The 24,625-nt window shown below is 49.7% G+C and carries 22 protein-coding genes; 14 read left to right on the forward strand and 8 right to left on the reverse strand.

Annotated features, from left to right (window positions below; all coding sequences use genetic code 11):
- Positions 1-837: 837 nt before the first annotated feature.
- Together ACKU4E_RS05850 and ACKU4E_RS05855 are read right to left on the reverse strand one after the other, a co-directional pair.
- Positions 838-1,701, reverse strand: a complete 864-nt coding sequence (locus tag ACKU4E_RS05850) for a DNA polymerase III subunit delta' (protein ID WP_320170138.1) — start codon at positions 1,699-1,701, stop codon at positions 838-840.
- 21 nt (positions 1,702-1,722) lie between these two features.
- A complete protein-coding gene (locus ACKU4E_RS05855) occupies positions 1,723-3,003 on the reverse strand; it encodes an adenylosuccinate synthase (protein WP_320170139.1) in 1,281 nt (426 codons plus the stop codon).
- A gap of 311 nt (positions 3,004-3,314) precedes the next feature.
- On the opposite strand from ACKU4E_RS05855, the gene ACKU4E_RS05860 reads away from it, so the two are divergent.
- Positions 3,315-4,688 carry a transglycosylase SLT domain-containing protein gene (locus ACKU4E_RS05860; RefSeq protein ID WP_320170140.1) on the forward strand — a complete coding sequence of 458 codons (1,374 nt, stop codon included), beginning with the start codon at positions 3,315-3,317 and terminating at the stop codon, positions 4,686-4,688.
- On the opposite strand, the gene ACKU4E_RS05865 is transcribed toward ACKU4E_RS05860, so the two are convergent.
- Positions 4,635-4,979, reverse strand: a complete 345-nt coding sequence (locus tag ACKU4E_RS05865; protein WP_320170141.1) for a hypothetical protein — start codon at positions 4,977-4,979, stop codon at positions 4,635-4,637. The genes ACKU4E_RS05860 and ACKU4E_RS05865 overlap by 54 nt on opposite strands.
- A 177-nt stretch (positions 4,980-5,156) precedes the next feature.
- Between ACKU4E_RS05865 and ACKU4E_RS05870 the strand changes: the two genes are divergently transcribed.
- The 5 genes from ACKU4E_RS05870 (at position 5,157) to plsY (ending at position 10,984) form a co-directional block, all read left to right on the forward strand.
- Positions 5,157-6,431, forward strand: a complete 1,275-nt coding sequence (locus ACKU4E_RS05870; RefSeq protein ID WP_320170142.1) for an IMP cyclohydrolase — start codon at positions 5,157-5,159, stop codon at positions 6,429-6,431.
- 217 nt (positions 6,432-6,648) lie between these two features.
- A complete protein-coding gene (locus tag ACKU4E_RS05875; protein WP_320170143.1) occupies positions 6,649-7,266 on the forward strand; it encodes a TetR family transcriptional regulator C-terminal domain-containing protein in 618 nt (205 codons plus the stop codon).
- Between the two features lie 85 nt (positions 7,267-7,351).
- On the forward strand, positions 7,352-7,867 hold the full coding sequence (locus tag ACKU4E_RS05880; protein WP_320170144.1) for a hypothetical protein: 516 nt from the start codon (positions 7,352-7,354) through the stop codon (positions 7,865-7,867).
- Between the two features lie 252 nt (positions 7,868-8,119).
- Positions 8,120-10,183: a ribonuclease catalytic domain-containing protein gene (locus ACKU4E_RS05885; protein ID WP_320170145.1), complete on the forward strand. Its 2,064-nt coding sequence runs from the start codon at positions 8,120-8,122 to the stop codon at positions 10,181-10,183.
- A 213-nt stretch (positions 10,184-10,396) separates the two neighbouring features.
- On the forward strand, positions 10,397-10,984 hold the full coding sequence (gene plsY / locus ACKU4E_RS05890) for a glycerol-3-phosphate 1-O-acyltransferase PlsY (RefSeq protein WP_320170146.1): 588 nt from the start codon (positions 10,397-10,399) through the stop codon (positions 10,982-10,984).
- Positions 10,985-11,188: 204 nt separating this feature from the next.
- Here plsY and ACKU4E_RS05895 read toward each other — a convergent pair whose 3' ends face one another.
- Positions 11,189-12,757, reverse strand: coding sequence for a DUF3369 domain-containing protein (locus tag ACKU4E_RS05895; protein ID WP_320170147.1), 1,569 nt, complete (start codon positions 12,755-12,757; stop codon positions 11,189-11,191).
- Positions 12,758-12,776: 19 nt separating this feature from the next.
- Positions 12,777-13,946 carry a hybrid sensor histidine kinase/response regulator gene (locus ACKU4E_RS05900; RefSeq protein ID WP_320170148.1) on the reverse strand — a complete coding sequence of 390 codons (1,170 nt, stop codon included), beginning with the start codon at positions 13,944-13,946 and terminating at the stop codon, positions 12,777-12,779.
- 480 nt (positions 13,947-14,426) lie between these two features.
- Here ACKU4E_RS05900 and ACKU4E_RS05905 point away from each other — a divergent pair, with 480 nt between their 5' ends.
- Entirely contained in the window at positions 14,427-14,834 is a 408-nt protein-coding gene (locus ACKU4E_RS05905) for a hypothetical protein (RefSeq protein WP_320170149.1), read from the forward strand.
- 271 nt (positions 14,835-15,105) lie between these two features.
- Positions 15,106-15,318 (forward strand): zinc ribbon domain-containing protein, encoded by a 213-nt coding sequence (locus tag ACKU4E_RS05910; RefSeq protein WP_320170150.1) that lies wholly within the window; start codon positions 15,106-15,108, stop codon positions 15,316-15,318.
- Positions 15,319-15,561: 243 nt separating this feature from the next.
- Here ACKU4E_RS05910 and ACKU4E_RS05915 read toward each other — a convergent pair whose 3' ends face one another.
- On the reverse strand, positions 15,562-15,969 hold the full coding sequence (locus tag ACKU4E_RS05915) for a LysR family transcriptional regulator (protein ID WP_320170151.1): 408 nt from the start codon (positions 15,967-15,969) through the stop codon (positions 15,562-15,564).
- A gap of 207 nt (positions 15,970-16,176) precedes the next feature.
- Here ACKU4E_RS05915 and ACKU4E_RS05920 point away from each other — a divergent pair, with 207 nt between their 5' ends.
- The 6 genes from ACKU4E_RS05920 (at position 16,177) to tsaA (ending at position 23,632) form a co-directional block, all read left to right on the forward strand.
- Positions 16,177-17,571 (forward strand): MATE family efflux transporter, encoded by a 1,395-nt coding sequence (locus tag ACKU4E_RS05920; protein ID WP_320170152.1) that lies wholly within the window; start codon positions 16,177-16,179, stop codon positions 17,569-17,571.
- A complete protein-coding gene (locus ACKU4E_RS05925; protein ID WP_320170153.1) occupies positions 17,564-18,448 on the forward strand; it encodes a phosphatidylglycerol lysyltransferase domain-containing protein in 885 nt (294 codons plus the stop codon). The genes ACKU4E_RS05920 and ACKU4E_RS05925 overlap by 8 nt, the downstream gene beginning before the upstream one ends.
- 64 nt (positions 18,449-18,512) lie before the next feature.
- Positions 18,513-19,808 carry an alkaline phosphatase family protein gene (locus tag ACKU4E_RS05930; protein WP_320170154.1) on the forward strand — a complete coding sequence of 432 codons (1,296 nt, stop codon included), beginning with the start codon at positions 18,513-18,515 and terminating at the stop codon, positions 19,806-19,808.
- 224 nt (positions 19,809-20,032) lie between these two features.
- On the forward strand, positions 20,033-22,153 hold the full coding sequence (locus tag ACKU4E_RS05935; RefSeq protein ID WP_320170155.1) for an ATP-dependent helicase: 2,121 nt from the start codon (positions 20,033-20,035) through the stop codon (positions 22,151-22,153).
- A 20-nt stretch (positions 22,154-22,173) separates the two neighbouring features.
- Positions 22,174-23,148 carry a thiamine-phosphate kinase gene (thiL, locus tag ACKU4E_RS05940; protein ID WP_320170156.1) on the forward strand — a complete coding sequence of 325 codons (975 nt, stop codon included), beginning with the start codon at positions 22,174-22,176 and terminating at the stop codon, positions 23,146-23,148.
- Between the two features lie 97 nt (positions 23,149-23,245).
- Positions 23,246-23,632 (forward strand): tRNA (N6-threonylcarbamoyladenosine(37)-N6)-methyltransferase TrmO, encoded by a 387-nt coding sequence (gene tsaA / locus ACKU4E_RS05945; protein WP_320170157.1) that lies wholly within the window; start codon positions 23,246-23,248, stop codon positions 23,630-23,632.
- A gap of 135 nt (positions 23,633-23,767) precedes the next feature.
- Here the strand turns inward: tsaA and infA are convergent, their stop codons facing one another.
- Together infA and ACKU4E_RS05955 are read right to left on the reverse strand one after the other, a co-directional pair.
- Positions 23,768-23,986: a translation initiation factor IF-1 gene (gene infA / locus ACKU4E_RS05950; protein ID WP_320170158.1), complete on the reverse strand. Its 219-nt coding sequence runs from the start codon at positions 23,984-23,986 to the stop codon at positions 23,768-23,770.
- A 188-nt stretch (positions 23,987-24,174) separates the two neighbouring features.
- Positions 24,175-24,441 (reverse strand): RNA-binding protein, encoded by a 267-nt coding sequence (locus ACKU4E_RS05955; protein WP_320170159.1) that lies wholly within the window; start codon positions 24,439-24,441, stop codon positions 24,175-24,177.
- Between the last annotated feature and the right edge of the window lie 184 nt (positions 24,442-24,625).

Genomic DNA, 24,625 nt, shown 5'->3' on the forward strand with positions numbered 1-24,625 from the left:
TGGATATCGAGATCGTGTACCAATTCCAAGAAATAGAGTTCGACAAGACAGACAATATCATGCAAACACGGCATGATATGTTTTGTATTAAAAATCAATGAATTACACTAATAAACTGACAAGGATTTCCGCTTAGAAAAATATTTATTCCGAACATGACTATTTTATCTTTTTTGTATTGACGAACACTGGAAGCGGAGTTAGTTTTGAATCAAAGGCTGAGGTAGTTGCTCTTTAGAATAGATTCTTTAGAACCAACTCTTCATCAACCCTCAACGGGAGTGAAATCAACCTTGATATCACTTTCCAGCACAGAGCCTGATGCAGAGGCTCAACTTGAGGGGAACCTACCGCGAGAGTTCTGTTGAGACCTCCTAAGGGCCCACGGAGAGATCGGAAAAGGCCGGTTATTCCGGCAAATGCGTAAGACGGAACCCCTCATAAACGGTAAAAATGTGTATTCAGTTCATCTTGCAACAAACCACTAAAGACGGTTAGGGCGCGTAGATAACTAACCTGATAACAACCGCTAATCATGGTTGAAACGCGCAAGTACAAAGGCAATTTGGAAATAACCGCCAACTTTGGTTGAAACGCGTAACTGAGTAAACTTTAAACAAATCTCCAAAGCCCCCGGTCAGGACGCTCTTGTCCCGACCGGGGTTTCTTTTTTCCGTTCGGAAAGTTTGCTATACCCCGCTTGCAAAGCAGCTCAAAGATCAGATCTCGCACAACAGCAATGAATCCTTAGTGAAAGAGTCTTAAATAAACACAACTTCTTGAATGTGTAACGGGAAAGCTTGAAAAAAAGTGGGATAAATAACCGCGTTAGAAAAACTAGCGGCGTCGAGGCATGGCGGCAGTACAGACCCAATCAAGGACCAGTGCCGGGTTAACGTTGTAGTTAAGGGATTCCTGGGCCTTTGACAGCACCAGATCAAGGCGGCGGAGGCCCTTGGCATCAAAAAGGCCGGCCATGGCATCGGCTGGTCTGGAAGACTGCGGATCACGCAGCGCGTTTATCAGTTCACGCTGGCATCCGTTTACGATCATGAAAGCCAGTTCCTTGTCCAGAGCACCCTTGGCGGAGGATTTTTCAAACCAGCCCTGCCCGGAACGCCAGAAGGACAACATGGAATCGACCCACCCGGAGACTTCGGGGGAATTGGAAAGTTGCGTCGGCCAGGACAGTGTAATAACCCAACTGCGGGAAACAAGGGTTTCAAGCAGTCGTTCCCGTTGAGGAGCGGTCAAAACAAAGACATTGCCGGGACGGGGTTCTTCAAGTGTTTTCAGCAGGGCGTTGGCGGAGTTTCCGTTCAGATGCTGTGCTTCCACCACAACGGTAACGCGAGTCCCCCGGCCATGGGGCGGCTGGCCCCAGACCGGGAGTAATTCGCGAATTGATTCAATGGAGATGTCCTGCTTCTTCTTACCGCTCTTTTCGTCTTCTTCGCGGTCTATGAGCAGGAAATCATTAAATGCGTTATCTGCAATCTGCAGGCAGGACTGACAACTCCCGCATGGATCATGACCGTTCTCGCAATTGAGCACGCAGGCCCAGTAACGGGCCATATCAAGCCTTTCCTGAGCGCTGCCGCCTTCGATCAACAGACACTGCGGAGGCCTGGAGGCAAGTTTTGCCAGCCGGGGCAGAACAAGTGCCTGCCGTGCTGCGGTCTCCCTTATGCCTGAAAACATGATCCTTACCGGGTTACTTGCCTAGCGGACGATTGTCTGGTCGCGATCGGGACCGACAGAAACGATACCTACCTTGACGCCGGACAGTTCCTCAATACGGGAAATGTAGTTACGGGCCGCTTCAGGCAGATCTTCGTATGCACCGGCCTTGGTGATATCTTCCTTCCAGCCGGGCAGTGTTTCGTAAACAGGTTCCACGTAAGCCATGGCGTTCTGTTCCTGCGGAGGATAATCAACCTTGGTTCCGCGATACTCGTAGGCTACGCAGATTTTGATTTCATCCAGTCCGGAAAGAACATCAAGCTTGGTAAGCGCAAACTCAGTGAGGTCGCACAAACGCGCGGTTTCACGCAGAACAACCATATCCAGCCAGCCGCAACGACGTTTACGCCCGGTGGTGGCTCCGAATTCGTGGCCTACGCTCTGAAGAGCATTGCCGACCTCATCAAAAAGTTCAGTAGGGAAAGGACCGGCTCCGACTCTGGTGGTGTAGGCCTTGCAGATACCGATGATATGCTCGAACTGACGGGGACCGCATCCTGCACCGGCGGCGGCGTTACCTGCAACAACATTGGAAGAGGTGACAAAAGGATATGTTCCGTGATCGATATCAAGGTGCACGCCCTGGGCTCCTTCAAAAAGAACCGTGCCGCCGCCCTTGTTCACATCCTGAATCACGGAGGAGACGTCGCCGAGATACGGAGCTACGCGCTCTGCAATGGGCAGCATGTCCTGATAAACCTTTTCCGCGTCAAGCGGTTCAACCTTGAAAAGTTTTTCGAAAAGCACATTCTTTTCAACAAGAGCGGCAACGATCTTGGAACGAAGCAGTTCCGGATCGGCGAGGTCCGCGGCACGGACGCCGATACGGCCCATTTTATCTTCGTAGCAGGGACCGATTCCACGACCGGTGGTACCTATCTTGTTGTCCGCGGACTTCATGGTCTCGCGGCAGTTATCCATCATTTTGTGGTAGGGCATGATGATCTGGGTTTTCTTGCTGATCATCAGCCTTTCCGGAGAAACATCCACCCCTTTGGCGGCAAGACCGTCAATTTCCTTGAGAAATACTTCCGGATCAAGCACAACACCGTTGCCGATGAGACACTTTTTACCGGGATGGAGCACTCCGGAAGGAATGAGATGCAGGATACACTGCTCACCTTTTACAACAAGGGTATGCCCTGCGTTGTTTCCGCCCTGAAAACGTACAATCGCACCCGCTTTTTCAGCGAGCATATCCACGACCTTACCCTTGCCTTCGTCCCCCCACTGGGTTCCAACAATAACGGTATTAGACATAGCTAATGCGCTCCTTATACAGTATTTCCACAAGCCTTAGCCAAGGCCGGGATTCTTTTGCTAAATTTGATTACTTGCTAGAGGTGCAGCGTCTGACGTATAACCCGCACAGAAATCATCGCTAAAAATACTTTCCCTTTGGCCGGTCATTTTGTTACCCCACTTACCCGGGGTATGCTAGCATAAAGCACGGCAGACGGGTTTTTATGCGTAAAAAATCTTTAGGGGAAATGTCAATACATCAAAGTGAATTAAATCGCCCGACAACAGGTATTCTGATACTTTTTTCACAACATTTATTTAATATTGTTGTGTACTTATCTTTTTTTATTTTTTTAACACAGTTATACCTTGTCCGGCACGAAATTCCCCTGCCCAAAAAACTGCGCGTCGCTGCGGTCAATACCGAAAGAGTTTTTCCCAGACTTTCTCCCTGGGGACCGGGATTCGACAGGGAGCTGCTCAATGAATTCGGGAAGTTCTGTAATGCAAGCATGACCGTTACCCCCTACCCCACCCATGCTGAGGCTTTCGAGGCTTTGACTTCCGGCAAAGCGGACATCATGCTCGCCAGCGGGTACAATCCCGGCACACTTCCGACATCAATTCCTCTGGCCAGGGGACCGGTTTATGAAAAAGAACAGCCGGAAATGCTGCACAACATAGGAAGATTCGAACTGCGCACACCTTACGAGCTGTGCGGGCTGGAAGTGTTCGTTCCCGGAAATGCCGATCTGATTCAGACATTTGAAAACCTTAAAGAGCACCTGGACTGTACGCCTGTATTGATGAGCACAGACAGCGCTGCCCATCTGAAGCCGCTGCTGCAGCTAAACAACGACAAGAGTGTCCGCTTCCAATTGGTTGAGGCCGGAGCCTTCAAGCCCATCAAACCTTTTCTGCACCGTCTGCGAGTAACCGAAAATTTCGGAGAGGAACTTGAATACCGGTGGTACCTGAGAAACGATATCCACGGCCTGAAACAGGCTGTTGACGACTACTGGAACCATGTGCGTACCAATGGGACACTGGCCGACAAACGAGAAATGTATTTCGGATTCATTCCCGAGGAAACCGATTTTTACGATCTCTATACATTGCGCAAGGATGTACGCGAAAAACTGCCGCTTTACAGCAAATATATCACTAAGGCTGCGAAAAGATATGAAATAGATCCCTTTCTGCTCGCTGCCGTGATGTATCAGGAATCCCGCTTCGACCCCCTTGCCCAGAGCCGCACAGGAGTGCGCGGACTCATGCAGCTGACCAGAGACACCGCCGACCTGCTCGGGTTGACCAGCCGTCTCGATCCGCAGCAGTCAATCAACGGTGGAGCGCGCTATCTGAAATTTCTCTGGGAAAAAATGGAGTACCGCAATGTTACAGGCTGGAACCGCTGGTTGTTTACCCTTGCGGCCTACAATCAGGGGTTGGGGCATGTATACGATGCCATGGACATCGCCAGTTATATAAACAAGCACCCCGGCACGTGGCGATCTCTGAAACAGGTCTTTCCCCTGCTTACGCGCAGAAAATACCATTCCAAAACACGCCACGGATATACTCGGGGATATGAAGCAGTCGATTACGTGGACAGCGTCCGCTACTACTACTATATTCTGAAAGGATTATCAGTCCTTCCGGGGGAGGAGAGGAATTACCTTGCTCCGCTTGTCTCCGGATGATTCCTTGCCGGAACCGGAGTTGCCTCCTTTGATCGGAACAAAATCAGGACGCGGGGACATTGCTTCAGGACCGCACGATTCAGCCCAGTGATAGTTAAAAAGCTGGTTTTTGAGCCGCACAGCCTGTATCATTCCGAAAACAACTGCGGCTTCCTCCCATTTACGGGTGGGTTGGAAATCGGAAACCTCGGCTTCGTATTTGTTCCAGAGCTCTACAAGCGAGGCCTCGTCATAGGCGTTGAGCTGCTTAGCAAGTTTCAACAGGGCCTTTTCCATATAACCTTCTGACATATTTTCTCCTGGCGTGATGCTAACAGGGAACAGTTAAGAACAAAAAATTTTCTAACCATTCCGGCGGAGTGATCCTAGCAAAAAGGTTGCGGGTACCGCAATTCAAAATTGCCCGTCGGAAAAGCCTGTGCTATGAGCGGGCAACCTTACCAGCAAACCTCTTATCGGAGAATTACAATGAGTAACCTTAAAGACATGTACAAAACCCTGCAGCAGGACCCTTTTCCGTCTGATATGACCCTGACCATGGGCGATCAGAAACTTACTTTCAAAAAAAGGACCTGGGAACTCGACGGCGAAACCAAGGGACTGCGCTACGGAGAAAACCCCGACCAGCCCGCAGCACTCTACGAACTGGTTTCCGGCGGACTGGAGTACGACGGCATCAAATTTCGCGGCGAAGGCCAGGGTCTTGTTTCCGCTCTCACCGAAGAACACATGATCCAGGCAGGCAAACATCCCGGCAAAACCAACCTCACGGATGTGGATAACGCGATCAACATCCTGCAGTACCTTACCGCCAAGCCTGCGGCAGTCATCCTCAAGCACAACAACCCCTGCGGCGCTGCATGGACTGACGAAGGCATCGGAACCGCTCTGCGCAACGCATTCAATGCCGACCGCATTGCCGCGTTCGGCGGAGCCATCGTTGTCAACCGCCCCCTGACCATGGAAGCCGCAGAAGTAATAGACAGCGCATATTTCGAAGTTGTCGCCGCTCCTTCTTTCGAAGAAGGCACCCTTGATGTGCTCCGCAAACGCAAGAACCTGAGAATTCTCCAGATTCCCGGAATAGTAGGACTGGAAAGATTTCTGGGCCAGCCCTTCCTCGACATCAAGTCGCTCATGGACGGAGGAATGGTTGTACAGTTCTCTTTCAGAAACCGCATTCTCAGCGCAGAAGATTTCATTCCCGCCACAGCTGAAAAAGACGGCTCCAGCTATTCCGCAAGGACACCGACAAAGCAGGAAGCAGACGACCTGCTCTTCGCCTGGGCCGTTGAAGCCGGCGTTACCTCCAACTCGGTTATTTTTGCCAAAGACGGTGTAACCACTGCCATCGGCACCGGTGAGCAGGACCGCGTTGGCTGCGTCGAACTCGCAGTAACCAAAGCCCGCACCAAGTACGCAGACGGCATCTGCTTTGATAAATTCAAGATGTCCCTGTTCGAACTGAAGCTCAAGGCTCTCAAGGACGCACAGGCTGCCAAGGATCTCGCTGAAATCGAACAGAAAGCAGTTGAAGACAAGGCCGGTCTCAAAGGATCCGTCCTAGTTTCCGACGGTTTCTTCCCCTTCCGTGACGGCGTGGACCTCTGCATGGCTCAGGGCATCACCGCCATTGCCCAGCCCGGCGGCTCCATTCGCGACCACGAAGTAATTCAGGCCGTGAACGAAGCCACCCCGCAGGTAGCCATGGTCTTCACCGGACAGAGATCGTTCAAGCACTAATTAAGAAGTCTCCGACGGCCAGAGGGGGAAACTTTTTGTAAAAAGTTTCCCCCTCTGGACTCCCCCTTCAAAAACCTTCAATAAGGCTTCGCCGTTTTGTGCGGTGAGATGCCGTGATCCATTTAGATAGAGCAGAGTTTATTCTGTTTAACGCACCTGATGCATCCAGCCAATCTGGTTGAAAAACGGGTAGGGGCTTGTTTTCAACGAAATAAGCTTGACCCTACTAGACGACTGGTCTATTTCTTTTTCCATGAGCGAAGACACCAAGCAGAAGATTATCGCCGTCGGGGCGGACATCATCCACCGCAAAGGGTTCAACAACACCGGCATTCAGGAGATTCTCAAGGCTTGCGGGGTTCCGAAGGGGTCTTTTTATTACTACTTCGAATCCAAGGAAGCATTCGGAGTTGCTGTTGCCAGGTATTTTTCATCCCGGCTTGGAGAAACAGCCGGTCCGCTGCTCAGGGACAAATCATATACTCCGCTCGAAAGGCTGAAAAACTTCTTCCGGTTCTTCCGTGACTATTTCGAGAAGCAGGGCTGGTCCCGAGGCTGCCCCATCGGCAATCTGGCTCAGGAAATGGGCGACCTGTCCGGCCCGTTGCAGCTTGAGCTCTCGCAGATAGTCAATGGGATGGTCAGGGCGATTGCCCCGGTCATCAGGGAAGCGGCAGATGCCGGGCAGATTTCCGGCACTATCGACCCGGAACGCACCGCAGGCTTTATCGTTGCTTCATGGCACGGAGCAATTCTGCAGATGAAGGTACATAAATGCTCTGCCCCCCTTGATAATTTTGAACAGATTGTCTTCGAAAACTTATTGGTAAGATAGCGGACAGTACCTGAATTTTTCGGGTACTTTTTTTACACTCCCTATAGACGACCGGTCTATTACAAACACAAACGAGGAATTCCAAATGTTGATGATTAACTGCGCTACCCGTGAAAATGCTGAAGGGAAAACAGGTGAATTCTACGCCCGCATACCCGAATCGCTGGATATACCCACACCTGTTCAGGTAATGTCCGCAAGTGCCGGGATATTTGAGCGGCATGCCGGAATTATTGAGTACTTCGGCAACCATGAAAATCTGGAGTTCCCGATCCTAGCTTCAATCAGATACATGGCTGCCAGTCTTAAGGGATACACCCCCTGCATAGACTTCAACTCCAAACTGCTCATATCCGCAGGGCTCGAAGAAGCGGAACTGGAAACCATTGTAAACAACCCTCTTCAGGCACCCTTTGAAAAGAAGGAATGTCTGCTGCTGGGCTTTGTACGGAAGGGAATACTCTCGCCGGAAACAATCAACAGGGAAGATCTCCAGGCTCTGAAGGATGAAGGCTGGACCGAAGAGGACCTTGTTGATGCGCTCTACCACGCTGCCAGCATGGACATAGCCGGAACTCTTTCAAAAGCATTTACCGAATAAATAAACACAGGCCGTCCGAAAACATCGGGCGGCCTTCGGCTGCAATAAATAGCATCCAATCCGCCGGGCACTATGTGATTTGATTTTTGCTCCATTCAGCGCATTTCAATAGTTGAACATTTATGTTACTGATTCTCGGATGTCGTATCGGCATCCGGTATAGTTATTATTTGTATTCATATCAGTCAAAACACCCTCCGCCCGGAGAAAATCTGCGGAGTACGGGAGAGAAACTCTCCCGGAAGGAATTACATGTCCCTATTCAAGGAAGGGCGGTACGTTGCGCCAGGAAATATTGTAGAATTCATGCACGGCAACCAGCCGCAGCTTGCTTTCGTGATGGAAGAGCAGTCCGGTAAACTGAAGCTTTACACCATCAACAAGCGCGAAGTAAAAATGCCTGCGGCCAGAATCCTGCCCTGGGTCGGTCCTCAATATTCACAGTCGGCATCCCGGCAGGAAATGCTGGATTTAATGGTTTCTCATCAGGAAAAGCGCGGAGAACTGCAGGCCGGGCTTGATACCATGGAAATATGGGAACTGGCTCAGGGAGAACTGGAAAAGGCTCCACTGGAATGGTTCGCAGGACTGCTGTGGGAAACTCCTGATCCTGATCGTATTTCCGCTCTCGGAAGGGCAATGATCGCGGCGAAAACGCACTTCAAGTATCAGCAGCCTGATTTTATCATATACACCGAAGAAAAAGTTCAGGAACGGCTCCAGCGACAGGCTGAGGAGAAAGCTTACGAAGAAATTCTAAATGCCGGGCAGGAACTTTTCAAAAGAATATGGACGGCAAGGGATACCGGTGGAAAACTCACTCCGGATAGAATCCCAGAAATGCCTGCTGAAATCGCCGAGGGACTCAAAATTTTTCTCTTGAACCGCATTGCGGGGAAAGACGATGAAAAATCAAACAAAATGTGGACGATCCTCAAAAAAGGACTCCCGGATCACCCGCACCTTCCATTGCTGCTGGCACAGGGATGGGGCATTGTCCACCCCCACCACAATTACCTGCTTAATGAAGCAGACTATGTTTTTGACGATTCATGGGCGGAAGAACACCGCGAAGAAATAGACCGGCTTGTGGACAGCGTACTCCGGGAAGCCGGGACACCCTGCCCCCTGCCCATGCGCAGCATAGACTCCGCAACAACACGTGATATTGACGATGCCTTCAATCTGGTCAAACGGGATGACGGCGGCTACACCCTGACCATTGCCCTGGCCAGACCGTGCATGGGCTGGGAATTCGGCAACGCACTGGATCAGGCGGTAATGTACCGGGGAACCAGCATCTACCTTCCGGAAGGCACCAGCCACATGATGCCGGAAAGTCTCGGAATCGGGGCTTTCAGCCTGTTCGAGGGGGAAATCAGGCCGGCCCTGATCACAACTTTCGAGTTGGACAGTTGCGGCAATCTGGATTCCGTGACCCCTGCAACCGGATGGGTGAAACTTACGGACAACTCCACTTACCTGGCTGTGGAGCAGATGCTCGAGAACGGAAGCGATGCAGAAATGGCCGCAGCCTATGAGCTGTCCGAAAAACTTTTGGCCAATCGCATAAAAAACGGTGCCGTGGTTATCCGCAGACCGGAACCGGAACTGGCACTTGAAGGCTGGCCGCAGCAGGTGAAAGTGGTCATTGATGAAAAAGACCCAACTACACGTGCAGACCAGATTATCAGCGAATTCATGATCCTGTGCAATTCCGGGCTTGGCCGGTTTGCGAAAGACCATGGGTTCCCGCTTCTTTACCGGACCCAGGAAATTGTTTTGCCGTCCGATCTAAGCGGCATTGTTACTGAGCCGCACGAAATTTACGAGCGTGTTCGTCAGATGATCCCGCCCCAGATGGATACCAATCCCAAAAAACACGCAACACTGGCTGTTTCAGGCTACAGCCCCATCACATCCCCTCTGCGCCGTTATGCGGATTTTCTGAATATGGCTCAACTCTGCGCCTACCTGAGCAACGGAAAGGCAAAATGGACAGAGGAAGAACTGATGGATCTGGCAGAGTCCCTGCAACTCCGGTTGCAACCAGTACTCAAAATCCAGAGATTCAGGCCGAGATACTGGAAACTGCTCTACCTGCTCCAGAACAAAAAAGCCTGGCAGCATTCCGTTCTTGTGGATGCCAGCGGACCGCTGGCAACGCTGGCAATGCCCCATATACAGATCAACGTGAGGGTGCCCAAACCCATGCTCGGTGACAAACTCTATCCGGGGCAGATGTTTCAGATCCGCTTCAGCAGAATAGACCCGCTCACAAATGAGTTGCGGGTCGCGGAAGCCCTTGAGGAATAAGAGCTGCAGTCCTTGAATTTCAGACTGTTATTTTGACTAAATTTGGCATATGTGTAACTCGGTATTGCAGATTGTAACGGCGTAAATCCGCCGTTCATGATTACAACGTAAAAACTAATTCACGGCTGAGAATAAGGCCCGGTCCGCGGAGGCTATGGGACGGTCCTTATGATTATTCAGACCGGAAACGCAAAAACTGAAAGGAGTTAGAGAATGCTCTGGATATTCTGGCTGGTTTTCGCATATTTTCTGGGGTCAATCCCCTTCGGGCTCTTTATCGGTAAAATCTGCAGCGGAATAGATATCCGCAATGAAGGCAGCAGAAGCACAGGGGCAACCAACGTGGCCCGCCTGTGCGGATTCAAATACGGAGTTGCAGCCCTGATACTGGATGTGGCCAAAGGCTTTGTTCCGGTAATCATGGCTGCCCAGTACAGCCACAACTGGCTGTTTATCTCTCTTGTTGCCGCCGCAGCAGTTCTGGGACATGTCTTTTCAATGTTTCTGGACATGAAAGGGGGCAAGGCAGTGGCGACTGTCATTGGAGTATTCCTGGCGCTTGCACCTGCAGCGCTGTTCTATTCACTCATCTGCCTGCTGATTGTCATCCTGCTGTCCGGATTTGTTTCCATGGGCTCTCTGACAATGGCCATAGCCCTGCCTATCTTCTGTCTGCTTACGGGGTCTGTGGGAATGGTTCCGCTGGCCTGCGGAGTAACTCTTCTGATCTTCTGGACGCACCGGGCCAATATACACCGTCTCGCCAAGGGAGAAGAAATTTCCTGGAAGAAAAACAAATAAGTCAGAATAAGCGATTATATACAGAAAAGGCCCCTGACACTGCCGAAGACGTTTCCTACGCACTGGAAACAGATGGACGTTTTCAACAGAGGCACTCACCGCTCAAACAAAATCCCCCGAATCTATTCGGGGGATTTCTTATGCGGCACCGCTGGGCATAACAAGAAAAAAGAAAAGATACTTATCCAGCGACAAGCCGGAATATCAATCCTGATACTTTTTACGGACCTCCATGATCTTGTCCAGATTATCAAAAAACAAATCCACAAGATCAGGGTCGAACATCTTCTCCCTGTTCTGCTTCAGATAATCCAAAGCCTGATCCACAGGCCACGCCTTCTTATAGACACGCTCACTGCAAAGAGCATCGAAAACATCAGTTATGCAGAGTATGCGTCCGGCAATGCTTATTTCATCCTTCTGCAACTTCTGCGGATAACCGGATCCATCCCAGTATTCGTGATGCTCGTGAGCGATGGTAGCAGCAGTTTTCAACAGCTTCCTGTTGCTGGCTCGCAGGATGCTGTAACCGATCTCTGTATGCGTGCGCATAATAGCCAGTTCTTCCGGGGTCAGTTTGCCGGGTTTGAGCAGGATTGAATCCGGAATGCCTATCTTTCCTACATCATGCATGGGAGAAGCATAATAGAGTTCATCAACCTCCATCTGATCCAGCCCCATGGCCAGTCCTAAAATACGAACTATTTCGGAAACCCTGATGACGTGAAAAGCTGTTTCCTTGGAACGGAACTCCACTACTTCACCGAGCATGCGCACTATTTCCTTCTGGGTATCGAGAATCTCCTGATTGAGATAAATATTATCGAATGCAACACCGACATTGTCGGAAAAAATTCGTAGCAGATCCTCATCCTGCTCGGAAAAACTGCGACCTTCACCTTCCACATACAAAAGATGGGAACCTTTCATCCTGGTTGGAAGATAGCCGATATAATCGTTGCCCATAAAACAGCCATGCCCGATTCTGCAGATTTCCTTGAATCTGGCACGCGTTTCTTCGTTCAGTTCCTTGCAGTCATCCACGGAACTTTTGCAGAAAGCATACCTTCCGGTGGAGGCAATTACCTGCATATCCTTGTGGTCCGCACTGGAAACCGCCACACCGTTACCTTCCATGTATACCGAATCTCGAAGCCCCATGAGGGAAATAACCTGTGTCAGGACCCCCTGCGCCAGCTTGTTTACGGACTTTTCCTTGAACAGGTCGCCTGATGCTTCGATAATGTGCTTGAGCCCCTTGCGGTTCTGCTCAATGATCTGAATATCGCGGTATGAACGCAGCGCGGAGAGCACGGACGTGAAAAGTCTCTGTGCGGTCAACTCCGCCTTGTGCTTGTAATCATTGATGTCGTATTCGATTATAACCTTGCGTTCAGGGGCCTGCCCCGGTTGCCCGGTACGCAGGATAATCCTGACCATGGTATTCTTCAGTTCCCCGCGGATGGTACGCACAAGTTCAAGCCCGGCATGGTTTGTCTCCATAACCACATCCAGAAGAATAACTGCGATATCCGGTTCATTTTTTATTATCTGCAGAGCTTCTTCTGCCGTATATGCGCTCAGGAACTCAAGGCCGGCGCCTTCGAATTCAAAATCATCAAGGACCAGACGTGTGGTACTGTGAACATCCTCCTCGTCATCCACGATAAGAATCTTCCAGTTCTTCTCTCTCAGTACTCCGTTATCATCCTCCGGATTCTCTTCCGCAAAAAGGAGTTCATCTTCATCGAACATTTTTTCGTCAGCAGTCATTCTCTGGTACCTCTTAAATTCATGTTCGCATATTTTTCATCGGGATGTTGACACTGAAAACAGTCCCGCCGGAGTCAGACCTGCCGACAGCAACTCCCCAATTGTATCCGGAGACAATACGGTCGACGATGCTGAGTCCCATTCCCACAGCATCCGGTCTTTTGGTAAAAAACGGGTCAAAGAGGAACGGCAGGTCGTCCGCATCCACCCCCTGTCCGTTGTCACTTACTTCGATGCAGCATACAGTCTTCTCCACCCTGACGGACAAGCCCACCTGAGGATTTTCCCTGTTGCAAAAAAACACCGCATTTTTCAACAACTCTTCAACTACTTTTTTGAAAAGATCAGTTTTCGCGTCAATGGACACTTTTTCAACAGAAATATCAAAATTAACATCACGGCCCGAATCGGCAGCAAAGCTCCTTATATTTTCAAAGACTTCAGAAACAGCAGCTTCGATGTCTGTTTCGGAATGGTCGCAATAACTTATGGCCGCAAAATCGGAAACACTGTCCACAATCCTTTCAAGCCTTCCGGTCTCCTCGGAAATGGTTTCCAGATATTTCAGGGTGTCCGGCCTGTCCTCAAGTTTTCTGGAGGCAAGATTGGCAAAACCATTGATTGTCATTGTCCGGTTTCTTATCTGATGGGCCACGGACATGGCCATACGGGCCAGACTGGTACGGTTGCTCTCTATCTTGAGCAAATCCCTGTAGGACCGCAGAGCCGTTGTCATGGATGTTGCCAGCCTCTGCGATGTAACCTCCGCCTTCTGCCAGTAATCATTGATATCCAACTCTGTTATGACCTTATGCTCCGGAGCAAAACCGGGCTGGCCGGTACGCAGAATTATTCTTATAAACCTGTTGTTAAGCATCTCGCGAATGCGTAAGGCAACATCCAACCCCGCAGTGTTGCTTTCCATGACAACATCGAGAAGAATGACCGCAAAATCGAGTTCCTTCTCCAGTATTTTTAAGGATTCCTCGCCACTGTATGCACTGCTGAATTCAAGATTCCTTCCTTCGAAAATGAAATCTCCAAGAACCATTCTGGTCATTGAGTGAACATCCGGTTCATCGTCGACAATAAGCACGCGCCACGGCTCAACAGGCTCAAGACCGGACTCTTCCGATTCCTCTCCGGAAAAAAGAAGCTCATCGTCTTCAAACATCTTTGAATTCTGCATTAAACTCCCTGCCGCGATCATTTTAGTCTAATAAACTCAGGTCACATGCTACCCTACTTCACCTGAAATATAAATATGACTGACACAAAAAATAAGACTAACTGTACCCGGACGTCCTCATAAAGTGTGTTACAGCTTCAGTTATAGTTATTTTCCTTGAGTAATTCATCAGGATAAATTAAAGTTCGGATGTTTTTAAATAAAGGACGGATCAATGTTGGAAATAGTCACTATATTGATTTCATTTATCATATTCGCTTTTATAATTTTTTCCACTTATTCTTCAAGGAATGAAAAATTTGCTCAACGCAAAAAAGCATATGAGATTAAAGAAGCGCACATGAATAAATCCATGGATATGATCCGCACCGAAATTTCTCTTCTGGAAAAAGAAATCCACTCTGTACGTAACCGGTTTGAAGAACTTGACGATTTTTCCGGATAACGCCGGGTAACCATACTCATTTTTATGGACTTCTGATGATTATCGTATTGCTGCTGATAGCTGTAGGGGCAGTTGGAACTGTTCTCGTATGCAAATCCATTTCTGCAGGTTTTGACACCAAAAACGAAATGATAACTGAAATGGAAAAATCCTTGAACGAGGAACAGAAAGAACTGCGCCTGAGAAGACGGGAACTCAAGAGAGAGCTTGAAAACCTGAAGAGAGACTTGAAAAGCAACAATACCAGAAAGGACACAGCCCCGTCTGCCCCCTCATCCCTGCAGGACTGGTTGATAGATACGGAACTGGTGGGAATGGGCCAGTACAAAAAGGCGGAAAGATACGCCAAGGAAAAAAATCTTGATATGATATCAGCCCTGCTGACGCTGAACATGATTACTGTGGACACCTACGAAAAAGCAAAAAAAATGAAATTAAGATAAAAATATTTGATTCAAATATCTCAAAAAGCTTCGCGATGTACTGTTGCGAAGCTTTTTTATTCGCCTCGGAACAGCCCGGATAAAAAAAATTCATGTGGCAGCAGCATAGGTCTTAACAAGGAGTCAATTCAGTTTCCTTACCGAGGCCCGGCAACAATCTAAAATGCAGATGCTATATTTTTCCTTGAAATGCCCGCTGAATTTTCTTACCCCTAGACCTCAACCTGAATAGGTTGTCTTTAAAAGAACTGAAGCTTTGCAGGAGTTATAAATGCCTATTTATGAATTCAAATGTTCCAAATGCGGCAAGGAATTTGACGAACTGATCATGCCCGGCAAGGGAATTGAAGCGGTCTGCCCGGAATGCGGCAGCGACCAATGTGAAAAACTTGTTTCCATGGGAAATGTGCGCCCCAACGGAATACCCAAGGGAAAAGGCGGATATCGTGCCCCTGCCTGCAAAGGGTGTGGCGGTTCCAAATAACCTCTCTTCTTCACGCAGGCTGCCGATGAAGCGCTGTCTGCTGCGTTAATGAAAAAAGCATGAAACCGGGCGTATGTCATATACGTTTCGTTTCATGCTTTTTCTTGTGCCTTGCAGGCACATTCCCGGCAGGCCGGCTAGAGTGTAACTCCATGATCAGCGGAGAATGTCCAGCCCCTGTGATCAGGACAGACCGGATGCTACAAAAACAGATTATAAAAAGACACGTTGTTATCAGAATCTCTACTCTGAATCTTTTTCAGCATTTCTGATACGTTCCATATCCTCCTCAAAGGAGGCAATTTTCCATGGAAAAGATTTACGCGCAGTCATCACTGCAAAATTTTCGACCTCCTGCGCCCACTGACGGTAATCCTCAAGAATCCTTTCACCAAGAGGAGTGAGGCTGCACCCTTTACGCCCTCTGGTTTTAAGGACTAAAGATTCGCCCAGAACATCTTCAGTATTTTTCAGACGGCCCCAGGCCGCCCGATAAGACATACCCAGTGCCTTGGCCGCCTTGTTAAGCGACCCCTGTTTTTCTATCTGCTCCAGAAGTTGTGCTCTTCCAAGACCGAACAGCATTCCTTCTTCTGTTTCCAACCAGAGGTTAAGTCTAACCCGCGGGCAGAATTCTTCTTCATCCGACATCAGCAGTCCTCCAGATACATTTCGTAATCAGCATGTATGTTTTTCATAACATAAATTCACACGACTGAAAACAACCCTTGCATTTATTGAAACCGTAATTAAGTTAAAGCCCCTGCGCAAAATCAGACTTTATTCCGATTTAATCAACAAGTTATCCAATATATGCTGAATTTCAGCAAATAAGGAATCCGGAGTACTTTTCACAGTATGAACATGAGCACCGCGGACATGACAAACGCCCCGTACAGAACAATATGGAATCTGTCATGGCCTCAAATATTAATGATGTTTTTCCACCTTACGATAGGCTTGGTCGACGTATGGGTGGCATCCAAACTTGGAAGAGAAATTCAGGCTTCCATGGGGATGATCAGCCAATCGCTGGTATTCTTCATGGTCATTGCCGTTGCCACGGCCAACGGAGCTGTCGCCGCCATCAGCCAGTCCCTTGGGGCCGGGAAAAATCTGAGGGCCAAACGATACGTAGGATTATGCTGTATACTTGGCGCCATAACCGGTCTTGTAATTTTCACAGCAGGATACCCTTTCCGCAACGGCATACTTTCCATATTAAGGGTCCCCGGAGAGCTGCGCTCAATAATGGAATATTTTATTCAGGTATTCCTGTTTCTCGTGCCCATCTATTACATGCTCATCATAACCAACGCCGTTTTCAGGGCGCAAAAAAAAGTTATGATGCCTCTGTACAGCATGATCATAGTCACAACTCTGAACACTATCGGAGACCTGGGGCTTGGGATGGGGCTGTGGGGTTTTCCGGACATGGGCTACATGGGGCTGGCCTGGGCGACTTTCGGCTCCATAACCGCCGGGGCACTTTTCAACCTGGCAGTACTCTACAGGACGGGATATCTGCGCCGCAGATGCCTGGCCCCGCTTCGCTGGATGAAAAAGGCATTTCCGTATCTGTTCAAAGTGGCCTGGCCCAGCGGGTTGATGCAACTGGTCTGGCATTCCGGGTACATGGTGCTTTACTCCATAACCGCAACCCTGCCGGAGAACAACATCATCGCCCTTGCCGGCATGACCGCAGGGATAAGGATCGAATCCATCCTTTTTCTGCCGGCATTTGCGTTCAACATGACCGCATCTATCATTATCGGCCACTATCTGGGGGACGGTAAACCGGAAGAAGCAAAAAAATTCGGGTTCAGAATTCTCTTTCTGGCCATAGGATTTCTGAGCATAACCGCCCTGTTGCTCTGGCAGGTAATCTATCCGGTTACCTCGATCATAGCTCCGGAACAGGTGGTCCTTGATGAAGCTGTAAACTATCTGTATTATAATATGCTTGCGATTCCCTTCACACTGACCACAATGATCATGGCCGGTGCTCTGAACGGAGCCGGAGCCACGCTCTACAACCTGTTCATCTTCGGCATCACCGTGTGGGGATGCAGGCTGCCGCTGGCCTACATGCTGGGGCACGAGATTATGCATTCCGCAACCGGCATCTGGATGGCCATGCTTATTTCGCAGGGATTGCAGGCAGCTATCATTTTTTACACTTTCGCGTGCCGTAATTGGCAGAAGTTCAGCATGATTAAAAAGAAAAATCATAAAAGGATTGCAAATGCATAACGAATTCAAGCCGATCACACTTGAATGTCAGGATAAATTTGATAAAGCGCTGGCTGTATGCCCGCAACACACCTCGGATTACACATTCTCCAACATCTGGGGCTGGACCGATTACTACGGTCTGGAACTCAAATGCGGAGAAGAAAATCTGATCCACGTCCGCCAGACAAAACCGGAAACAGTCAACTGGGCGCCAATAGGAGACTGGTTCAACGTGGACTGGGCCAAATGCAGTCTCATGAATACTCCGGGCACAAAATTTACCCGCGTGCCGGAGAAACTTGCCCTGCACCTGGAGGGAATCTTCGGAAACAGACTGCAGATTGAAGAAAACCGCGGTCATTTCGATTATGTCTATTCAGTGCAGGAACTGATTGAACTGCGAGGCAACAAATTTCACAAAAAAAAGAACCTGCTCCGCCAGTTCATGAAAAAGTATGACTATGAATACCGCGAAATAACAGCAGACTGCGTCGAAGAAGTCCTTGAAATGCAGCTTGAATGGTACCGCTGGCAGGAGGAAAACAACAGTTCCGACGCACTGGAGGCGGAAAACGAGGCCATCGCAAAAGTGCTCAAGGAGATGGACACAATCAAGAATCTCACCGGCGGCACGCTGCGCATCGGCAATCGCATAATCGCATACACCATTGCGGAACCTCTGGGCGAAGACACCATCGTCATCCATTTCGAGAAGGGTAACACCTACTTCAAGGGCGTATATCAGGCTATCAACCAGATGTTTCTGGAAAATAACGCCAGCGACAAAAAATTTGTCAACCGCGAACAGGACCTTGGTGAAGAAGGACTGCGCAAGGCTAAAATGTCCTACAATCCGATTGACTTCATGAAAAAATACGAAATCACCGTTCTCTGATGTCGGTCTGAAAGCCGCAGATTGAAATTACTGAATTCCGGTCATAACAAGGCGGGGGATTGAATTGCTTTTTACTTCACCGGAAAGAGAAAGATTTGTGGTGGTGGGGCTGGATGGTCTTCCGGCCTCACTGGCCATTAAATGGGCGGACAGACTCCCGAACCTGGCCCGCATTGCAGGAAAATGTGAACCGCTCACGGCCGAAATCCCGGAACTCTCGCCGGTGAACTGGACTTCCTTCTTTACCGCCGAACCTCCGCAGAAACACGGGGTATACGGGTTTACCTCCATCCACCCCGAAAGCTACACCCTTTCCATAAACAATTTCAGTCAGGTGCTCTGCCCGACCGTGTTCGACCTCCTGGGGCGGAAAGGACTGGTCAGCAAGATTGTCAACCTGCCGAACACCTACCCCGCAAAACAACTCCGCGGGATGCTGGTCTCCGGATTCGTATCCGAGACAATGGAAAAAGCGGTTTATCCCCCTTTTCTGCTAGGCCCTCTCCGGGAAGCAGGCTACGTGCTTGAAGCGGATACTTCACGGGGAATAATGGACCCGGATTATCTTTTCGAACAGGTCTCCATGACCCTTGCAGGCAGACTGAAGGCTCTGGAACTCCTCTGGAACGATCTGGCCTGGGACCTGTTCACCATTGTTTTTACCGAGACGGACCGTTTGTTTCACTTCTTTTATCCGGCTTTCGAAGACAGGGATCACCCCCAGTATGGACGCGCAGCAGAATTCATGCACAAGTGGGACAAAGCGCTCGGAACCGTGCTGGACAAATTCGACGCCCTGCCCGGCCCCAAAAAACTCATCGCCTTTGCCGACCACGGTTTCACTTCCCTTGAAACAGAGGTAGACCTGAACGCATTCCTTGTCCGCAACGGATACCTGCGCTACAGCACTCCACCATCCGATCAATGGGATTCCTCTGTCATCAGCTCCGATTCCGCTGCCTTCGCCCTTGATCCCGGAAGAATTTATATTCATACCCCGGATCGTTTTTCGCGGGGAAATATTTCACCGGACAGGATCACCGAACTCTCCTCGCAACTGCGTGACAGACTCATGAAGCTGGAGTTCAACGGAGTCAAGGTTATGGACAAGGTGCTGCTGCGTACAGAAGCTTACGGAACCGATCCTGAAGGAATGCCGCCGGACCTGATCTGCATCGCTAAGCCGGGATTCGACCTCAAGGCCAAATTCGACCGCAGCGAGGTCTTCGGATTTCACGGCCGGACGGGGACCCACACACGCGAAGATGCTTTTTTCTACAGTTCGGACGACGAACAGATTGAATTCATGCACCAGACAGGGCGGATGCTCCTCGATTGGTTCGGAATACCCCTGCCCTGACCTGCCAAACATATCCGTTTCGGTTCCAGCAATAGAGGACCCTGTTTTAACATATCAAATCATGGGCAAGACACGCCCCCCATGAACGCCCTACTTGCATTTGACTTGCCGGAACGGAAAAGGATACCAATGGTTCCTGATTTTCTGAATGTCGGAATCCTGATTGCCCGACTGCCGAGTATTTAAATTTCCGCCTCCAAGGCCGAACCCGAACAAGAATCAACATGATAGATTTTGAAAAAGAACTGAATCCGGCACAATATGAAGCCGCCACCCATCCTCAGGGTCCTGTGCTGGTTATAGCAGGCGCAGGCAGCGGCAAGACGCGCACCATTGTCTACAGACTTGCATGGCTTGCGGAGCAGGGAATTCCGCCGGAATCCATCCTGCTGATGACCTTCACCCGCAAGGCTGCTCTGGAAATGCTCAACAGGACGGAGCAGATTCTGGGCAGACCGCTGCACGGGACAAACGGCGGAACCTTTCACGCGTTCGCATTTTCCGTGCTTCGCCAGAATGCCGCTGAGATAGGATTTCCGAACGGATTTTCGCTGATGGACAGAAGCGACAGCGAAGGCGCGGTAAAGGAAGTTAAGGACGGCCTCGGGTTCGGTAAAAAGGACCGGTCCTATCCAAAGAAATCCACCCTGCTGGATATGATCAGCAAATCACGCAACAAGGAAGTATCAATCGATACGCTGATCAGTTCCGAAGCCTACCATCTGGCCCCTTATGCGCAGGAAATGGAAGAAATCGCCAAGGCATACGCAGTTTACAAAAAGCAGCACGGTCTCATGGACTACGATGATCTGCTCTTCCATCTTGAAACCCTGCTGGAAACAGACAGTTTCCTGCGTAATTCGCTGCGCAGCCGCTACCAGTACATAATGGTGGATGAATATCAGGACACCAACCTTGTTCAGGCGCGTATAGTCAAACTGCTGGCCGGAGAGAAAGGAAATGTCATGGCAGTGGGCGATGATGCCCAGTCCATATATTCCTTCAGGGGTGCGGACGTAAGCAACATACTAAAATTTCCGGAAATATTTGATGGCGTAAAAATAGTCAGACTTGAGCAGAACTACCGCTCCATCCAGCCCATTCTGGACCTGACCAACGCCATACTTGATGGCGCGGAAACAAAATTCGACAAGAAACTGTTCACCGACCGCACCTGGGGCGATAAGCCGAAGCTGATGATCCCCCTAAGCGACTTCAGCCAGTCCGGCCGAGTTCTGGACCGGGTAATCGAACTCCAGAAAAAATACGGCCCAGATGAAGTTGCTGTGTTGTTCAGAGCCGGATACCAGAGTTACGGTCTGGAAGTGGCCCTCAAACGACTTGGTGTTGATTTCAAAAAATACGGCGGTCTTAAGTTCAACGAGGCGGCGCACATCAAGGACGTGCTGGCTTTCATGCGGCTGGTCAGCAACCCGGCGGATATAATCGCCTGGCAGCGCACTCTCGGCCACATCAAGGGTGTCGGTCCGAAGACGGCCATCAAAATTGCCGAAACCGTGATGGCCGCAGACTCCAAAAAAGTTTCGAAATATACGAGTAAATATCCCCTGCTTAAAGAAATACTCTCCGACCTTGACGGGCTGCGCAGGAAAAATTCATCACCCGCCACCTGTCTGGAAGTCATAGTCCCGCTCTACAAGCCTATTCTTGTAGCAGAATACCCGGATGACTACCCGCGCCGCGAAGCCGGAATAGAACAGTTGGGCCAGATTGCTTCCAATTACAATGAGGTGGAAACATTTCTCGCCGACCTGTGCCTTGACCCTGATCAGCACAGCGAAGAGGAAAAAAAGGAAAACGCGCTCACCTTATCCACAATCCACTCCGCAAAGGGACTGGAATGGAAAGCCGTAATAATTCTCGATCTTGTGGAAGACCGTTTCCCTTCCCGCAAATCAATGCAGAAACCTAACGAATACGAGGAAGAACGCCGTCTGCTCTACGTGGCCTGCACCAGAGCAAAGGAAGAACTAATTCTCTCCGCCCCGGCTTCCATAAATCGCAGGAACACTGATTTTTCAGAACCGGCTATACCCAGTCCCTTTATCCGAGAACTGAATTCGCTCCTTTTTGATGTGCTTCAGGAATCGTATTCAGGCGGGATGGTAATGAAAAAAGCTGATCCCGAACCGAATTTCAATGAAGAGAAGGCAAGCAGCACTCCTGAACAGAAAACGGCTGCTCCCGTAAAAATGGGCTTTTGCAAACACAAAATATTTGGTCGCGGAAAGATAATTGAACGCATTGAACCGAATAAACTGCGCATAAATTTTCCCGGCTTCGGCCCCAAGGTCATTGTCGAGGACTACGTCGAGCTGTTGTAATTTTTAGGAAGGATCAAAGAATGACCGGACCAGGCTCCGAACAGGATTTCCTGTCCCTGATAGACAGATATTTTCCTGCCGTTAACGGGCATGTCACCCTCGGACGCGGTGACGACTGCTCAATACTCCACGCCGAAAGTGAACTCTGCATAAGCAAGGATCTTTTTCTGGAGGATGTGCACTTCCGCCGTTCCTACTTCTCGCCGGGTGATATCGGCTACAAAGCGCTTGCGGTAAATATCAGTGATATCGCTGCCATGGGCGGTTCTCCACGCGGTTTTGCCCTTGGACTGATTATTCCCTCCGGACTTGAATACGGATTCTGGGATCAGTTTTTTCAATCAATGGCGGAACTGGCTGCGCAAAACGGACTTGTACTTGCAGGCGGAGATCTTTCCGGCGGCAGCATTCTGGGTATTTCCGTGACCGTATGGGGCGAATACGGAAATGGAAACCGTTTTCTCACTCGAGGAAATGCTTTCCCCGGAGATATCCTGTTCCTTCACGGCCCCGTAGGACTTGCGCGTACCGGGCTTTTGGCTCTGGAAGAAGAAGGTCCTGCCGCAAGTGTAAAATATAAGGACAGTGTAAATGCGCACCTTAGGCCCGAAATGAGAATTCAGGCCGGCCAGCAGCTTGCTGCAGCCTCCTGCGTACGGGGGCTGATGGATGTCTCGGACGGTCTGGCCCGAGACCTGCCCCGTTTTCTGGGCTGCTGCGAAGGTAGTCCCGGCGCAAAGATAGAAATACCGGAGCATACCCTGCATCAGGAAATAATTACTTACGCGCAGGCAAAAAGTATTTCCCCGTCAGAACACGCATTTCTTGGCGGCGAGGACTATGCCCTGCTCGGGGCTGCCGAACCGGAGGGCTTTGCCGAACTTGTAGGCACCATTCCGGGCCTGCAGGCGATCGGAACAGTAACGGAAGACCGCAGTCTGCTTTTGAACGGCAACAATTTTTCCGCTTCAGGGTTTGACCATTTTTCAAAATAGGGATTCAATGCTGAATGGATAGTTGCTTAACATACAGTTAATTTTCATACTGACTGCCCGCTACCTATAACAGTATAAATCAACAAGGGAGACCAATATGGATACCACGTTGAAAATAATCGGCCACATCTACTCCAGCATTAAAACTAGAAGTGAGGCTCCTAAACAGGGAACCGAGGGTGATGTTGAGGCGGTAATCGAAATAAACGAGGAATATGCCGATGCTCTCGACGGCCTTAAGGAAGGATCACGGATAATTCTACTGACATGGCTGCATCAGTCGGACAGGACCTATCTGCGGGTTCATCCGCGCGGAGACGTAAACAGGCCCAAAAGAGGGGTCTTTGCTACACGTTCACCAGACCGTCCCAACCCGATAGGCCTGCATCCGGTAACAGTGACCGGGATAGAAGGGTTGAAAGTTAAGGTGCATCCGCTTGAAGCAATAGACGGTACACCCCTGATAGACATAAAAATAGCCTGAATTGAAAAACAGACAGGCAGGCTTATTGCGGCAGTTCTTAAGGAATAAAAAATACCGCCATCCCACGGGGCCGGCAAGCCGACCCCGCATGGGGTATTCCATTGTATGGAATATCGTGGAGGCAGAAACAGTCGACTACCGGGGACGGTAGGTAATTCTGCCGCGAGTCAGATCATAGGGCGAAAGTTCTACTGTGACCTTATCTCCGGGCATGACTCTAATGCGAAATTTACGCATCTTGCCGGAAATATGTGCCAGAACTTCATGGCCGTTTTCAAGTTCCACACGGAACATTGCATTCGGGAGAGCTTCCTCCACGACACCATTTACAGAAATGCCTTCTTCTTTAGCCAAAACTAATCCTCTTGATTATTAGGTAGAAATCACAGAAAGCCCGCTACGCAAAAGCGACAGCGGGCTTAACTTTTGACCTTTTCCGGAACCCGGAAAACATCGAGACTGTCTTTAGGTACAAATTGGTTCAGGCAAGGACCCGTCGTCCTCACCGCGCCCAAAGGGGCTTTATCCCAAAATGTGACAAATTACCAGCGTCTGGGACGTGGTTCACGGGGACGAGCTTCGTTGACCTTGAGATTACGGCCGCCGAATACGCTGCCATCGAGATTTTCGATAGCCTGTACAGCACCTTCATCTTCCATTTCAACAAAGCCGAATCCGCGGGGGCGGCCAGTTTCACGATCATTGATGAGTTTGACAGAAATTACTTCACCAAACTCTTCAAAAGCAGCCCGTACATCTTCCTCGGAAGAATTCCAGGGAAGATTTCCCACGTAAATGTTCTTCGACATTTCAAAAAACTCCATAAAACGTTAATGCTTAAAACAACCCAGACAGCCGGCTCGAATCACTTAATTCGCCACCACACTTTTACCCTGACCCAGAGGGCAGTCCAGAGCCATGGGCAATTCAACTAAATACCCATAAAGACAATCTATGATATTCGGCTGAAATCCGGTTTCCTATTTAGCCCCT

It is taken from the genome of Maridesulfovibrio sp., from assembly GCF_963677005.1.
In the GTDB taxonomy this organism is placed as follows: domain Bacteria; phylum Desulfobacterota; class Desulfovibrionia; order Desulfovibrionales; family Desulfovibrionaceae; genus Maridesulfovibrio.

What these genes read in the sequence shown, in the direction of transcription:
- ACKU4E_RS05895 (WP_320170147.1), bottom strand. Translation starts at nt 12,757, where the DNA reads ATGACTGCTGACGAAAAAATGTTCGATGAAGATGAACTCCTTTTTGCG.
- ACKU4E_RS05925 (WP_320170153.1), top strand. Translation starts at nt 17,564, where the DNA reads ATGCATAACGAATTCAAGCCGATCACACTTGAATGTCAGGATAAATTT.
- ACKU4E_RS05870 (WP_320170142.1), top strand. Translation starts at nt 5,157, where the DNA reads ATGAGTAACCTTAAAGACATGTACAAAACCCTGCAGCAGGACCCTTTT.
- ACKU4E_RS05865 (WP_320170141.1), bottom strand. Translation starts at nt 4,979, where the DNA reads ATGTCAGAAGGTTATATGGAAAAGGCCCTGTTGAAACTTGCTAAGCAG.
- ACKU4E_RS05885 (WP_320170145.1), top strand. Translation starts at nt 8,120, where the DNA reads ATGTCCCTATTCAAGGAAGGGCGGTACGTTGCGCCAGGAAATATTGTA.
- ACKU4E_RS05935 (WP_320170155.1), top strand. Translation starts at nt 20,033, where the DNA reads ATGATAGATTTTGAAAAAGAACTGAATCCGGCACAATATGAAGCCGCC.
- ACKU4E_RS05855 (WP_320170139.1), bottom strand. Translation starts at nt 3,003, where the DNA reads ATGTCTAATACCGTTATTGTTGGAACCCAGTGGGGGGACGAAGGCAAG.
- ACKU4E_RS05900 (WP_320170148.1), bottom strand. Translation starts at nt 13,946, where the DNA reads ATGCAGAATTCAAAGATGTTTGAAGACGATGAGCTTCTTTTTTCCGGA.
- ACKU4E_RS05910 (WP_320170150.1), top strand. Translation starts at nt 15,106, where the DNA reads ATGCCTATTTATGAATTCAAATGTTCCAAATGCGGCAAGGAATTTGAC.
- plsY (WP_320170146.1), top strand. Translation starts at nt 10,397, where the DNA reads ATGCTCTGGATATTCTGGCTGGTTTTCGCATATTTTCTGGGGTCAATC.
- ACKU4E_RS05955 (WP_320170159.1), bottom strand. Translation starts at nt 24,441, where the DNA reads ATGTCGAAGAACATTTACGTGGGAAATCTTCCCTGGAATTCTTCCGAG.
- ACKU4E_RS05880 (WP_320170144.1), top strand. Translation starts at nt 7,352, where the DNA reads ATGTTGATGATTAACTGCGCTACCCGTGAAAATGCTGAAGGGAAAACA.
- ACKU4E_RS05905 (WP_320170149.1), top strand. Translation starts at nt 14,427, where the DNA reads ATGATTATCGTATTGCTGCTGATAGCTGTAGGGGCAGTTGGAACTGTT.
- tsaA (WP_320170157.1), top strand. Translation starts at nt 23,246, where the DNA reads ATGGATACCACGTTGAAAATAATCGGCCACATCTACTCCAGCATTAAA.
- thiL (WP_320170156.1), top strand. Translation starts at nt 22,174, where the DNA reads ATGACCGGACCAGGCTCCGAACAGGATTTCCTGTCCCTGATAGACAGA.
- ACKU4E_RS05920 (WP_320170152.1), top strand. Translation starts at nt 16,177, where the DNA reads ATGAACATGAGCACCGCGGACATGACAAACGCCCCGTACAGAACAATA.
- ACKU4E_RS05850 (WP_320170138.1), bottom strand. Translation starts at nt 1,701, where the DNA reads ATGTTTTCAGGCATAAGGGAGACCGCAGCACGGCAGGCACTTGTTCTG.
- ACKU4E_RS05915 (WP_320170151.1), bottom strand. Translation starts at nt 15,969, where the DNA reads ATGTCGGATGAAGAAGAATTCTGCCCGCGGGTTAGACTTAACCTCTGG.